The 14,287-nt window shown below is 70.6% G+C and carries 9 protein-coding genes; 5 read left to right on the forward strand and 4 right to left on the reverse strand.

Translation table 11 applies throughout. The features are described 5' to 3' along the window. Positions 1-64: 64 nt before the first annotated feature. Complete coding sequence (locus HOW07_RS06280) at positions 65-1,399, forward strand: hypothetical protein (protein ID WP_175116351.1); 1,335 nt, start codon at positions 65-67, stop codon at positions 1,397-1,399. Then, positions 1,396-2,451, forward strand: coding sequence for an acyltransferase family protein (locus HOW07_RS06285; RefSeq protein ID WP_175116352.1), 1,056 nt, complete (start codon positions 1,396-1,398; stop codon positions 2,449-2,451). The genes HOW07_RS06280 and HOW07_RS06285 overlap by 4 nt, the downstream gene beginning before the upstream one ends. A 10-nt stretch (positions 2,452-2,461) precedes the next feature. Here HOW07_RS06285 and HOW07_RS06290 read toward each other — a convergent pair whose 3' ends face one another. After that, positions 2,462-2,998: a DapH/DapD/GlmU-related protein gene (locus tag HOW07_RS06290; RefSeq protein WP_175116353.1), complete on the reverse strand. Its 537-nt coding sequence runs from the start codon at positions 2,996-2,998 to the stop codon at positions 2,462-2,464. 86 nt (positions 2,999-3,084) lie between these two features. On the opposite strand from HOW07_RS06290, the gene HOW07_RS06295 reads away from it, so the two are divergent. Further along, positions 3,085-4,149: a glycosyl transferase gene (locus HOW07_RS06295; protein ID WP_254628169.1), complete on the forward strand. Its 1,065-nt coding sequence runs from the start codon at positions 3,085-3,087 to the stop codon at positions 4,147-4,149. Between the two features lie 33 nt (positions 4,150-4,182). Here HOW07_RS06295 and HOW07_RS06300 read toward each other — a convergent pair whose 3' ends face one another. Continuing rightward, the gene (locus HOW07_RS06300) at positions 4,183-5,166 is read right to left on the reverse strand and encodes a glycosyltransferase family 2 protein (protein WP_175116354.1); all 984 of its coding nucleotides are present in this window, start codon (positions 5,164-5,166) and stop codon (positions 4,183-4,185) included. Positions 5,167-5,268: 102 nt separating this feature from the next. On the opposite strand from HOW07_RS06300, the gene HOW07_RS06305 reads away from it, so the two are divergent. Then, positions 5,269-6,810 carry a lipopolysaccharide biosynthesis protein gene (locus HOW07_RS06305; RefSeq protein WP_175116355.1) on the forward strand — a complete coding sequence of 514 codons (1,542 nt, stop codon included), beginning with the start codon at positions 5,269-5,271 and terminating at the stop codon, positions 6,808-6,810. Continuing rightward, positions 6,807-7,760: a glycosyltransferase family 2 protein gene (locus HOW07_RS06310; RefSeq protein WP_064294255.1), complete on the forward strand. Its 954-nt coding sequence runs from the start codon at positions 6,807-6,809 to the stop codon at positions 7,758-7,760. Before HOW07_RS06305 ends, HOW07_RS06310 begins: the two co-directional genes overlap by 4 nt. A 183-nt stretch (positions 7,761-7,943) precedes the next feature. On the opposite strand, the gene HOW07_RS06315 is transcribed toward HOW07_RS06310, so the two are convergent. Further along, on the reverse strand, positions 7,944-13,340 hold the full coding sequence (locus HOW07_RS06315) for a PKD domain-containing protein (protein ID WP_175116356.1): 5,397 nt from the start codon (positions 13,338-13,340) through the stop codon (positions 7,944-7,946). A 256-nt stretch (positions 13,341-13,596) separates the two neighbouring features. Further along, positions 13,597-14,250 (reverse strand): hypothetical protein, encoded by a 654-nt coding sequence (locus HOW07_RS06320; RefSeq protein WP_175116357.1) that lies wholly within the window; start codon positions 14,248-14,250, stop codon positions 13,597-13,599. Positions 14,251-14,287: the final 37 nt, after the last annotated feature.

Consider the following 14,287-nt stretch of genomic DNA (forward strand, 5'->3'; position numbering starts at 1 on the left):
CGCGCGTTCGAACCCTGTGGCCCTGGCGAACCGACGAGCTGGCCGGAGCCATGAGGGGGCGATCATGACGGCACGACCGAGCATCCGCGCCGTCGCGGCGCGCGCCGACGTCTCCACCGCCGCCGAGGTGCCGTCGCCGACCCTGCGCCCGCACACGTGGATGGACCGTGCGGCGGCCGCGACCGCACCGGTCCTCCTCGCGATGTCGCTGGACCTGCCCCAGGGGCTCAAGGTCGGGTACGTCTTCGCGCTGCTCCTCGTGCCGGTGTGGCTGCCGGTGCTCGCCCGGTTCCGCGAGGCCAGACTGTTCGCCGTTCTCGGTCTCGCGGCGATCGCGATGGGCGCCGTCCTCACGGCGTTCAGCAGCGCGGGCCAGTCGACCAGCCAGACGCTCCTCGCCGGCAACTCGTTCATGGTGCTGGGGCTCGTCGCCGGCACCGGCGCACTCCTCTGGGCGCGCACGATCATCGGCACACCGATGGTGGCAGTCTGGTTCGGGCTCGGCATGGTCGCGGCGATCCCGCTCGGCAGCGGACTCTCGAGCGTCAACGTCTGGCGCTTCGGTCTCTCGCTCCCGCTGACCGTCTTGCTCCTCGCCCTCGCCTGGCGGTGGAGCTCACGCGTGATGGAGTTCGCGGTCATCGGCGCCATCGGCGTGATCGGCGCCCTGAACGACGCCCGCTCCGGCAGTGCGATGCTCGTGATGACGGCGGCCCTGGTCCTCTGGCAGCTGCGCCCCACGACGCCGGGTCGACGCGGCTCGACGGTGCGGACGCTCCTCGGGCTCGCCGTCCTCGGCGCGGCCGTCTACACGGTCGCCCAGGCGGTGATCCTCGGCGGGCTCCTGGGCGAACGCACCCAGGAGCGGACACAGGCGCAGATCGACACCTCCGGCAACCTCATCGTGGGCGGGCGGCCGGAGGCGGCCGCGACGGTGGAGCTCGTCGCGAACCGTCCTCTCGGTTACGGCTCGGGTGCGATCCCGACCCTCTCCGACATCCTGTCAGCGAAGACGGGCATGTCCTTCATCGGGTACCAGCCGAACAACGGCTACGTCGAGCGCTACATGTTCGGCAACGGTTACGAAGTGCACTCCATGATCGGCGACCTCTGGGTCCGGTTCGGGCTGTTCGGCGCCGCGCTCGTCGTGCTGCTCTTCGTCCTGACCTTCCGAGCGCTCGGTGACGGTCTCGCCCGACGTGCCGCGAGCGCCCTGGTGATCTGGCTCGCCATCCGCATGCTGTGGAACCTCTGCTTCAGCCCCGTCGACTCCTCGATGCTCCTCACGATGCTGTTCCTCGGCGTCGCCTTCGTCCCGGTCACGATGCGGTCGCGGCCCGAGGCGCCCACCGCCGGGGGACGCATCCCGCCGACCCGTCCGACGGCGGTGCACCGATGAGCGCCACCGCACCGGCGAAACCGCGGCTCGACTGGGTCGACGCCGGCAAGGGGCTCGCGATCACCCTCGTCGCGATGTACCACTCCGCGAGCTGGCTCCTCGGAGCCGGATTCGAGATCGACGGGTGGCGCCAGGTCAACGAGGCCCTCTCGTCGCTCCGCATGCCGCTGTTCTTCATGCTCGCCGGACTCTTCGCCGCGAAATGGCTGACCGCCTGCTGGCGGTCGCTGTGGCGCTCGAAGCTCTCGCTCTTCGTCTGGGTGTTCCTCGTCTGGGAGGTCATCGGCTCAGCGGTGTTCCTGGTGGGGCTGACGATGAAAGGACAACCGATCAACCTCGTCGGCACGGTCCGCGACCTCCTCGTCTCGCCGATCGCGCCACGGTTCGAGCTGTGGTTCATCTGGGCGCTCGCGATCTTCTTCGTGGTCGCGAAGCTCATCCGCCGGATCGACTGGCGTGTCCAGCTCGCCGTCGCCGGGGTGTGCTCGGCCGCTGCCCTCAGCGGGTGGGAGACCGCCAACATCGGGTGGAGCGGCTCGATCAAGTACTTCTTCTTCTTCCTCGCCGGGCTCTACCTGAAGGACGCCGTCTTCCGGCTGAGCCACGCGCGCATCGGCGGGCTCCTCGTGGCGCTCATGGTCGCCTGGGTCGCCGTCTCCGCGGTTGTGGCCGTGCTCGGGCTGCGCTGGGTGCCCGGGCTGTACTTCGTGAACTGCGTGCTCGGCGTCGTGACCGGCGTGACCGTCAGCCGGTGGTTGGCCCGCATCCCCAGGCTCGTGGCGATCGGCTCGAACACCCTGCCGGTCTACCTCACACACACCCCGCTCATCATCGTGATGGCCTACCTGCTCGCACTCCTCGCGAGGGTGACCCCGGTCGCCGTCGTCGCTCCGGGCTTGCCACCGGTGCTCGCCGGTCTCGCGATCGCCGGTTCGCTCCTGATCAGCGGCGCCGCCATGCGTGGGCCGGCACGCGTGCTCTACGAGGCGCCACGGCTCATCCGCGGACCTGCTCCGGTTCCGCCGCGCGGACGGCACGCCCATGTCGCCTGAGCGTTCGAGGTCAGCCGACGGCGCTCCCCCAGTCGGAGACCTCGCCGACCGCCGCGGCCGGGTTCCCGGCGACGACCGTGCGCGCGGCGACGTCGCGTCGGACCACCGAACCGGCACCGACCACGGATCCCTCGCCGAGCGTGACGCCCTTCAAGACGAGCGCTCGCGTCCCGATGAGGACCTTGCGTTCGATGACGATGGGCGCGGTGTGCGCTCGGCGACGACCGCTGGGCGACGTCGTCCAGTGGAAGTCGGTGTCGAGGATCTGCACCTCCCAGGAGATGCGGACGTCCGGTCCGATCTCGAGCCCGGACTCGACGTTCACGATGGTGCGCATCCCGATCTTGGAGCCCTTCGACAGGTGCAGCGTCGCCCCCTCGCCAACCCACATCTGCGCCCCCTTGGACACCGTGCAGCCGCGGTCGAGTCGGTAGGTCCCCGGGCCACCGAGCTTCACCCCGGCCTCGATCCTCGCGCCGGGGTGGCCACGCAGCACGCCGCGCGCATAGCTCCAGAAGTGCTTGCGCACCGCACGCAGTCGTCCCATCGATCCGTCCGATCCTCGATTTCCCCGATTGCGAGCCTAGCGGCGACCGTCGGCCCGCCAGTACCCCGCCTCCGGAGGCCATTCCCGTGACTCAGCACCCGAGCACCGTCACCGTCCAGCAGTCGTTCCCGGACCCCCGTCCGACCACGAACCCGTACATCGTGATGCTGCGCGACCACCTCGCCACGACGCCGGGCCTCGCGGTCCGCACGTTCTCGTGGCGCCGGGCCATCCTCGGCCACTACGACGTCTTCCACGCGCACTGGCCGGAGATCCTCGTGTCGGGTGCGTCGAAGCCGAAGCGCGCCGTCCGGCAGCTGCTCACCCTGGTGCTGCTCGCGAAGCTCGCCGTCACGAGGACGCCGATCGTCCGCACCCTCCACAACCTTCACCGTCCCTCGGGCATCTCACGGATCGAGCATGCGCTCCTGGGCCTCTTCGAGCGCCGCACGGCGTTCGTGATCGTGCTCAACGAGCAGACGGTTCCGCCGGAGGGCGTCGGGAGCGCCGTGATCCCGCACGGTCACTACCGCGATTGGTACGCCCGCCACCCCCAGCGTGAAGCGGTCGAGGGGAGACTGAGCTACTTCGGCCTCATCCGCCGCTACAAGGGCGTCGACGGCCTCCTGCGCGCCTTCTCGGCTCTCCCGGGAGGCGACCGCAGCCTCCGTGTCGCCGGGCGACCCTCGAGCGAGGCCCTCGCCGCGGACCTCCGGAGCCTGGCGGCCGACGACGACCGCATCGACCTGAGTCTCGAGTTCCTGAGCGACGCCGAGCTCGTGGACGTGGCCAGGCAGGGCGAACTGGTCGTCCTGCCCTACCGCGAGATGCACAACTCGGGTGGAGCGCTCGCCGCGCTGTCCGTCGACCGACCCGTCCTCGTCCCGGCGAACGCGGTCAACGAGCGGCTCGCCGCCGAGGTTGGCCAGGGTTGGGTCGTGCAGTACGACGGCGACCTCGACGCGTCCGACCTCGAGCGGGCGCTCGACGCGGTCCGGGATCCGTCCCGCGGGCCGAGCCCGGACCTGTCGGCGCGCGACTGGGACCTCGCCGGCCAGCTGCACCTCGCTGCCTACCGTGCCGCGCTGGGACACGGCCGCCCCGAAGCGCCCGGTGCCCCCGTCCGGAGGGTCGGCGTCCGTGCGATCTGAGCCCCGCCGTCCCGCCGAGGGCACCGCCGTCGCTCAGGCGTCGGAACGCCGGTACTCCTCGTACGAGTACCCGACCGCACCGGTGATCATGCCGGTGCCACGCGCGAGCGTCCTGACCCCCTTGGCCCGGTGGCGGAGCGAGCGGGTGACGACGCCGAGCAGCGCCCGAACCGCCCCGCCGGCCGCCCGGATCGCGCCGCGGCCGATGCAACGCGCTCTGGCGACGAGCCGACCACGCGTCGAGGACTCGAGTGCGATGGATGTCTGGCTCCAGCTGTTGCCGCTGCTGAACGCGCGGCGCACGACCCAGTCCCGCGTGCTGCGGGCCGCCGGGACGATGTCCCACACCACCGCCTCGTCGCACCAGACGAGGCGTCCGCCCGTCGCGTGCAGGGTCCGGGTGAACATGGTGTCCTCGCCGCCCGCGTGCCCGAAGGCGGTGTCGAACTCCAGCCCGATCGCCCGGACGACCCGCAGGTCGATCAGCAGGTTGTTCGTCGCGGCGACCGACACCGCGGTGCCCGTCGGGAGCCGACGGCGCGTGAAGAACTCGCCGGCTTCGATCCATGCCGACGGTTCCACCTCGAACCGCGACACGACCGGGCCGACGACCGCCACCGCCCCGCCGCGGTCGAACGTCGCGACGAGCTCGACGAGCCAGTGCTCCGTCGGCCGCTCGTCGTCGTCGATGAACACCAGCAGGTCGCTCTCACCCGCCTCGGCGAGCGCCCGGTTGCGGGCCGCCGTGATGCCGCTCTCCGGTTCGCAACGGTACGTGAGCGTCACCGCGTCCGGCGACGGTGTCGACAGCACGGACCCCCTGGCGCTCTCAGCCGGGTCGTTGTCGACGACGAGCACCTCGACCCGCTCGAAGCGGTCGGTCACGCTCGCGGCCTGCTCCAGTAGTGCCGGGAGTGCGACGCGGAGGTCGTCCGGTCGGCGGAAGGTGAGCATGGCGACGACCAGCGAGGTCGCGGGTCCGCCTCCCGTGGATCCGACCGGGGTGTCCGAGCGCATGTACTCCCTCTCCGCGGCTGAGCCGTCGATGGACCACCAGACTATTGGGTGCCCGCACGCCCCCACCGCCCCCAGCTCGGGCGTCGCGACCGCGGTGCACGCATGACCGCGGGCACGGCACCCGGGACGACGAGCGGCGACTTCGGCCGCCATGCCGCACGGGGCGCGGCCGTCACGATGGTCGGCCAGCTCACCCGGATCCTCGTACAGGTGGTGTCGGTCGTCGTCCTCGCCCGCTTCCTCACCCCGAACGACTACGGCCTCTTCGCGATGGTCATGGCCGTGGTGGGGGTCTCGGAGATCTTCCGCGACTTCGGGCTGTCCAACGCCGCGATCCAGGCGAAGACCCTCAGCCACCGCCAGCGCGACATCCTGTTCTGGGCGAACTCGGGGATCGGCATCGCCCTCGGCGCCGTCATCTTCGGGCTCGCGTACCTCATCGCCGCCCTGTACGGGCGGCCGGAGCTGGTGCCGCTCGCGCAGTTCATGGGGCTCGCGTTCCTCCTGAACGGCGTCTGCACGCAGCACCGGGCGAGCCTCAGCCGGGCCCTGCGCTTCACGACGCTCGCCGTCGTCGACGTCGCGGCCTCCGTGATCGCCCTCGCGGTCGCGATCGTGTTCGCCGTCCTCGGGGCCGGGTACTGGGCGCTCGCCTGGCAGATGGTCACCCTCTCGCTCGCGACGCTCGTGCTCGTGCTCGCGGCGTCCCGTTGGCTGCCCCGGCTGCCGAAGCGCGGCGTCGACATGCGCGGGTTCTACCGCTTCGGCTGGAACATGGTCGCAACGCAGCTCGTCGGGTACGCGGCGAACAACACGGACTCGTTCGTCATCGGCCTGCGGCTCGGCCCCGCACCGCTCGGCATCTACAGCCGCGGATTCCAGCTGCTCATGAACCCGCTCAATCAGCTCCGCGCACCGGTCACGCGCGTGGCGATCCCAGTCCTCTCGCGGATCCAGGACCAGCAGGCGCGCTTCGACTCGTACATCGTCCGTGGACAGGTCGCCCTCGGCTACACCCTCGTCGCCGGGCTCGGGCTCGTCGCCGGTGCCGCCGAGCCGATCGTCGCGCTCGGACTCGGAGAACGGTGGCTCGAGGTCGCGCCGGTGCTGCGCTTCCTCACGGTCGCCGGCGCCTTCCAGACGCTCGCCCTCGTGGGCTACTGGGTCTACGTGTCGAAAGGGCTGACCGCCCGCCTGTTCCAGTTCACCCTGATGAGCGCGGCGTTGAAGATCACCTTCGTGCTGATCGGGTCGAACTGGGGCGTGGTCGGCGTCGCCGCCGGATTCGCCCTCGAACCGGTGGTCTCGTGGCCCCTGTCCCTCTGGTGGCTGAACCGTTGGGCGCCGATCCCCATCCGCACGCTCCTCCTCGGGGTGGTGCGGCTCTCCCTGCTGACTCTCTCCGCCGGAGCCGCGGCGTACGGTGCGACGGTGTTCGCGACCCCCGGCGGGGCGATCCTGCAGATCCTCGCGGCGATCGTCGCCGATCTCGCGGTGTACGCCCTCGCGGCACTCCTCGTCCCGGCCGTCCGCCGGGACCTCCGGTTGGTCCTCGACATCGTCCGCGCCGCTCGACGGTCGAAGACCCCACCCGTCGTCTCACCTGAGCCGGACGGTCCTGCCGACGACGGGAGTCTCGCATGAACGTCACACCGGACCCGGCGTTCGCCGACGCCGCCGTCGTGGTCGTCAACTACGGTTCGAGCGCCCTGCTCGCCGAGCACCTGACGCGGCTGACCCGGAACGCGCCGGGACTCGTGACGGTCGTCGTGGACAATCCGACGACGTCCGCCGAGCGCTCGAGTCTGCAGTCACTCGCCACCGCCGAGGGCTGGTACCTCGTGGAACCACCGACCAACCTGGGGTTCGGCGCCGGCGTGAACGCCGGCATCGAGCTCGCCGTGGCATCCGGCGCGACCAGGTTCGTCATCCTCAACCCGGATGCCGAACTCCTGCCGCCGGCCGCGGCCGCCCTCTTCGCCGCCTGCTCCGCCGACCCGGCCGCGCTCGTCGCGCCGCGCATCCTGCGCCCCGACGGCAGTCTGTGGTTCGGCGGCTCCGACCTCTACCTCGACGACGGACGCATCCGTTCCCGCCGTCGCCGTCTCGCCGATGTCCCGCTTGATCGCATCGAGCCGTGGCTCACCGGAGCCTGCCTCGCCGTCGACCTGACCTTGTGGCGCCGGATCGGTGGGTTCTCGGACGAGTACTTCCTCTACTGGGAGGACGTCGACCTCTCGCACAAAGTGGTGTCCGTCGGCGGTCGCCTCCTCGTCCTGGACGAGGTCACCGCCGTGCACGCGGAGGGCGGAACGCAGGCGCCCGGACAGACTGCGTCGGGCCAGGCCAAATCCGACCTCTACTACTACTACAACATCCGGAACCGACTCGTCTTCGGCGCACTGCACCTCTCGGAAACCGACGAGGCCGCCTGGCGACGCGCGACGGCGGCCGTCTCGCGCGAGGTGCTGCTGCAGGGCGGGCGTCGACAGTTCGTGACCCGTCCGTCGATCCTGTGGACGGCGATGCGGGCGATCCGCGACGGTCGCCGGCTCGCCGCCCGGATCCGCTCCGGCCGTTCGCCTCGGGCCTGACCCGCACCACGCAACAGCGCCCCTGGTCGGACCAGGGGCGCTGTTGCGAGGTGCTCGTATCCCGACGGGACACCTCAGGCGACGCCCCGGAGCTGCGAACCCAGGAGGACGTCGCCGTTGGTGCGGCCGGGAGTGGGCGTCTCAGCTGCGACGGCGTCCACTCCCGACCGGGTCTCGATCAGCTCACAGGGCCGTGACCCGGTAGCCGGTGTAGTTGACCACGACCGGGCCGTTGGTGATCGTGCCGGACAGGTAGGTGTCGACACCCACCGAGCCGGGCGCCTGCAGCGCGGCCGTCGTGTCGGTGGTGCTCGCCTGCCAGTCCGGCTCCACCTGACCGTCGGCCCAGGCCTTGGCCTTGATCGCCGTCGTGCCGACACCGGACACCTGCGTGCGGATGGTGATCTTCATCCCCGGGGTGTAGGCGAGCCCGGAGAGGTTCACCGCCGTCAGGGCCGTCGAACCCTTCATGAGCTGCAGGCGCAGCACGCCGTTGGCCTGGATCCAGACCCGGGCCGCGTAGTTGTCGGCACCGACCTGGCGGCCGACGAGCGAGACGAACTGCCCGCCGCCGGTCGGCGCCTGCGCGATGGTGAACGACACGGTCGAGTCGGTGCCGGAGGACGATACCTGCGCCAGACGGGCGGTCCGCGACTGCCCGGCGCTGGCGGAGATCACGCCCGAGGTCCCGTTCACGGAGAACGAGGAGGCCGTCCCAGCGAGCGTCCACGGCCCGCCGGTCTGGGCCGCGCCCCAACTGTTCGTCGCCGTCCGGGCGAAGGTGTCCGCCGCGACCACCACGGGGCTCGGGTCGACCGGGGGCACGACCGGCGCGGTGACCGTGACGGTCTGCGAGGTCGTGGCCGTGAGGCCGCCGTTGTCCGTGACCGTCAGGGTGACCGTGTACGTCCCGCCGGCGGCGTAGACGTGGGACGAGGTGGTGCCCGTCCCCGTCGATCCGTCTCCGTAGTCCCAGGCGACCGATGCGATCGTGCCATCGGGGTCCGTGGATGCGGAGGCGTCCAGTGCCGCGGTCAAGCCCGAGGGGGTCGCCGTGAACGACGCTGTCGGGGCCTGATTCACCGGGGTCGGCTGGGCCGCTCCCGGTGTCGCCGCGAGCAGGTCGTCGAAGGTGACCGTGACCGGACCGTTCGTGGTGGAACCGGACAGGTAGCTGCTGAGCCCGACGAGACCGGCGGACTGCAGTCCCGCGGTGGCGTCGGTCGCCTGGACCTGCCAGGCGGTCGGCTCCGTCGCTCCGGCGACCCAGACCTTCGCACCGAGGGTGGTGGGCGAAGCGCCCGTCACCTGGAGCTTGACCTGCAGGGCCTGACCGGCGGTGTACGTCAGTCCGGGGACCGTGACCGCCTGGAGCGCGGTCGCCCCCTGGAGCAGCTGGATGCGGACGGCACCGTTCGATTGGATCCACACGCGCGTGGAGTAGAACGCACTGCCGACCTGTCGACCGATCACCGAGGCGTAGACGCCGCCTCCGTTGGCCACGGCCGAGGCCGTGATCTTCGCGCTCACCGTGACGTCGGTGGCGGACACCGCGTTCAGGCGGGCCGTGCGCGTCCCGCCGGCGGGCAATGACATCTTGCCGGTGCCGTTGCCGACCGAGAAGCTCGTGTTGCCGCCCGCGACGGTCCAGGCTCCGCCCGTACCGGCCGTGCCCCACGCGTTGCTCGTCGTGCGCTCGAAGGTGTCGGCCGCGTAGGTCGACGCCACCGGGATCTCGGCGACCGTGACACTCAGGGTCGTGGCCGCCGTGCCGCCGCGGTTGTCCGTCACGGTCTGGGTGACCGTGTACGTGCCGGCCGTCGCGTAGCTGTGCGTCGTCGTCGTCCCGGTACCGGTCGCTCCGTCACCGAAGTTCCAGGCCACCGAGGCGATCGTGCCGTCCGGATCCGAGGCACCCGACCCGTCGAAGCTCGCCGTGAGTCCCGTGGAGGCCGCCGTGAAGCTCGCGACCGGCAGCTGGTTCGGCGGCAGCGTCGTGACCACGTCGTGCGTCACGCTCGCCGTGGCGCCGACGTTGTCGGTGACCGTGAGACTGACGGTGAACGTGCCGGCCGTGGTGTAGCTGTGGGTCGCCGTGACACCGGTCCCCGAGGTGCCGTCACCGAAGTTCCAGGCGTACGAGGCGATGGTCCCGTCCGGGTCGGCGGAGGCCGAGCCGTCGAACGACCCGTCCAGGTTCACGACGGTCGGCGTGAACGCCGCGGTCGGGAGCTGGTTCGGAGCCACCGCGGTGACCGTCTGCTGCGTGGTGGCGGTGCCGCCCCGGTTGTCCGTCACCGTGAGGGTGACCGTGTAGGTGCCACCGGCGGCGTAGTGGTGTGCCGCCGTGGCGCCGGTCCCGGTCTGACCGTCCCCGAAGTCCCAGGCGTAGGAGCTGATGACGCCGTCGGTGTCGGTCGACGTCGTCGCGTCCGTGGTGAGGTCGAGGTTGGCGACCGCGTTGGTGAACGCGGCGGTCGGGAGGACGTTCGGAGCCTGGCCGAGGCCGAGCTCACGGTGCTGGGCGACCTGGGCGTCGGTGAGGGGCGCGTTGTAGACGGCGACCTCGTCGATCTTGCCGTTGAAGTACGGCACCGAACCCTGCCAGGCGTTGTCGCCACCCACTCGCCAGTAGCCGGTGTAGTCCTGCGCGCCGGTCTGCGGGTTGGTCCCGACGGAGGCCCCGTCGATGTAGAGGTTCATCCCGGCGGCCGACTGCTGCGCGACCACGTGGTGCCACCTGCCGTCGTTGACCGCGGCCTGCGAGGTGATCGTGTTCTCCTGGCCGGTCCAGGTGCCGAAGACGAGCTTGCCGTCGGGGCGCAGGAACACGTGCCGGTCGTACCCGCCCGATCCACCGGTCTGGTTCGACCCGAAGCCGATGACCTTACCGCCCTGCGTCGAGGTGGTCTGGAACCAGGCCTCCATCGCGTAGCTGGTCGGGTTGGAGTAGCTCGACTTACTGGAGACGCCGCCCTCGTCCCACCCGTTGGAGGTGAACTGGGCCGCTGTGTTGTCCACACCGGACAGCGCACCGCTGGCACCCTTCGTGACCTGACCGAAGTACAGTCCGTCGGACTCGGTGGGGCCTGCGTCGACGGCGGTGGAACCGCTCGTCTCGTTCAGGCGCCAGTAGAGCGCGGGGTCGAGGCCGAACACCGCGGCGCCGTAGGCGTCCGCCGGAGCCGCCGGGACGGTCGAGGTCCGACCGGAGGCGACGTAGTGGGCGTCCACCTGCTGGCGGGTGAGGACCGTCGGGAACACCGACACGTCGTCGATGTCGCCGGAGAAGGTGTTGCTGCTCGGGCCGTTCGGCCAGCCGCCGAGGTTGTCCCCGCCGACCCGCCAGTAGCCGTTGAACACCTGGCCGCTCGTGATGTCGGCCCGCGATGCGACCTTCTTGCCGTCGACGAACAGCTGCATGCCGTTCGCGCCGAGCGACGCCGCGACCTGGTGCCACTGTCCGTCGTTGTAGGCCTTCGGGCTCGTCACGATGTTCGTGTTGCCCGTGTAGGTACCGAAGTTCAGGCGGCCGTCGTTGCCCATGTAGACGTGGCGGTCGTAGGAGGAGGAGTTCCCGGTCGCGGACCCGCCGAAACCGATGATCTTGCCGCCCGAGGTGGTGGTGGTCTTGAACCAGGCCTCCGTCGTGAAGGTGTTCGGTGAGGGCTTCTGCACCGTGGAGGAGCTGGAGCCGCCGGAGAAGGTGGTGGCCTTGTTCGTCGACGAGGCTTCCTGGCCGGTCGCACCGCGGGTCACGCCGGTGTCGGTGAGGGTCAGGTCGTCTCCCGAGTTCCAGTCGTACCCGGTGGTCCCGCTCGACTCACCGAGCGGCCAGAGGGAGGTGGGGTTGTCGTTCAGCACCGACTGCTGGTAGCTGCTGATCGCGCCGTCCTCGGAGATCGTGACCGCGACGTTCAGCCCCTGCTGGAAGTTGCCGTACGGGTCGGTCGCCCGGATCCGGTAGTTGTACGTCTGGCCCGGGGTGAGCCCCGTGTCCAGGAAGGACATGACCGGTCGGTTCCAGAAGGTCGAGGTGGCCTGCGTCGTGTAGACGGGCGACGCCGTGACGTTGTTCCTGATGACCTGGTAGCTCAGGTTGGAGTTGTCGCGGTCGTAGTTCGCCTGCCAGGAGATGCGTGCCGTGCCACGGCTGAACGAGGTCACCGTGGGGACGAAGTTGGAGCCGGTGAGGCGCGGGCCGTCCTTGTTCGGGGCGATGGACGACTTCGCGAAGCGCACGAGGCCCTGCATCCCGGTGCCGTTCACCTGGGTGAACTCTCCCGCGTAGAGCACGTAGTCGCCGGCCACGGTGACGTCCCAGGCGCCCTGACCGGTGCCGGTGTAGCTGCCGGTGTTGATGGTCGGGAACCAGTTCAGGAGCGTGGGTGACGGGGTTCCCGCGAAGTTGTAGTAACCGTACGGGTCGGCGGTCAGCGTGCCGGTCGTGGCCTTGGTGAAGGCGGTGGCGCGCTGGAAGCCCCACGGATCGGTCTGCGGGTATCCGCCGACGTTGCCGCAGTAGTGGGCGTGACTGGCGACGTAGACGACGTCGGTGTCGGCCGCGACGGAGTAGGAGTCGCCGTGGCAGTCCTCGACCCATTGCAGTTCGCCGCCACTCCAGTCGGCCTTGAAGGCGCCCTCGATGTTGCCTCCGGCGCCGAAGGTGTACCCGGTGCCGTAGACGCTCGAGCCGTCGCTGGTGAGCGAGTTGATCGACGCCTGCTCACCGCCGTTGCGGATGAGGGAGTTGATGGCCCACGGCATGGAGGAACCGGTCGCGGTGCTGAGCGCGGCGAGCCCGTATCCGGGGCTGTTCGAGCCGTTCACCGAGGTGAAGTTGCCGCCGATGACGATCTTCGAGGCGTCGGGGCTGAGCACGAGCGCCTGGACCGTTCCACCGACGACGTCGGGGGCGAGGCCGGTCAGGGCACCGTTCGAGGCGGCGAAACCGGCGACGCCGGCACGGGCCGAGCCCTGCGCGGACGTGAACTGTCCCCCTGCGTACACGGTGGTGTTGGTGGCGGTGACCGACTTGACGATCGAGTTGATCGAGGGCGCGAAGCCGGCGACCAGCGTCTGCGTGGCCACGTCGAACGCGGCGAGGCGGTAGCGCGTCGTCCCGTTGACCGCGGTGAACTGCCCACCCGCGTAGAGCTTCGTGCCGTCCGGCGAGGCGGCGAGGGAGCGCACCTGCTGGTTGAAGTTCGGTGCCCACGGGAGGAGCGCGCCGGTCGACAACGTGTAGGCGAGGAAGTTGTTCCGGGTCACCGTGTTGGCGCCGGCCGCGGAACCGGCCGGGCGCGCGGTCGTGAAGGACCCCGCGACATACACCGTGTTGCCGATGACGACCTGATCCCAGACCACGCCGTTGATCTGCGGCGCGGGGAGCGCGTCGGACGACACCGTGGCCGGCTGGCCGGTGGCCGGGGTGGTGTCGGCCACGGCCGGTTGCACGGCGGTCAGGGTGCCGAACAGCACTGAGGCGGCGGCCAGGCCGACGAGGGCGACGAGGCGCGCGTGCGCCGGCCGGCGCGTCCGCCGCGGGGTCGCGGGCTCGGACGACAGCAGTGTGGTCATGGGGTATCTCGCAGTCTTCTCGGGTGAAGGAGTCGGACCTCTGACGCACACGGTCGGGAGCCGTGGGCCAGCGGGGATGGTCCTTTCACGCAGTCAACCGCAAGATGGGGGACGACGATGCACCCCGTTGGGGGCAGTTGCACCCCCAGATCAGGGGTGAATTCCTCCGAGACCAGCACTGGCGGCTGACAGATCGACATATGTCTGATACCGACACAGGCCGAAATCGTCCGCCGGGAGCCCCCGAGACGCCGGGCTAGCGCGGAGCGGCGCCCTCGAACAAGACGGCCGGTTCGGCCGCCGCATAGTCCACCGTCACCCGCACCGTGTCGCGCGCGTCCTCAGGGATGTTGAAGACGAAGGTGCCCCGCACCGTCTCGCCGGCCGCGACCTGCTCGGGGAACGCGACACCGCCTGGAGCCGCCAATTCGATCGCTGGAGTGAGGTCGGCGCCGTAGTAGGCGTTCGCGACGGCGCCCGCGAGCGAGTACGCCTCGGAGCCGCTGTTGGTGAAGGCGATCGTCACGCGGATCGATGGCCCGGCCACCTCGCCGGGCTGCGACGCCTCGCCGTCGACGGCCTCCAAGGAGTCGATCCGCACGCTCACCGCGTCGCCGACGGCGGCCGAGTCGTCGAACCCGATCGCGCCGGCCTCCGATCCGGCGGGGGGCAACGTGGAGCCCGGCTCAGCGGTCGGAAGCGCCGTCGACGAGAAGGAGGGGGCGCTGGACGGGTCGCTCGTGGTCTGCGACGACGGCAAGCCCGGGCGAAGGGTCAGCCACAGGACGACGCCGACGACCACGAGGGCGACGACCACGCCGAAGACGATCGGCACGACGCGACGACGGCCGGGGGCCCCGGGCTCGTCGGCGGTCGTCGGAACCTCGGTGCGGTCTTCTGCTTCGGCCATGTCACGCTCCAGATCGTCTCGGGAACTGTATCGCACC

The sequence above is a fragment of the Plantibacter sp. MCCC 1A11337 genome (genome assembly GCF_013349365.1).
Lineage (GTDB): Bacteria > Actinomycetota > Actinomycetes > Actinomycetales > Microbacteriaceae > Plantibacter > Plantibacter flavus_A.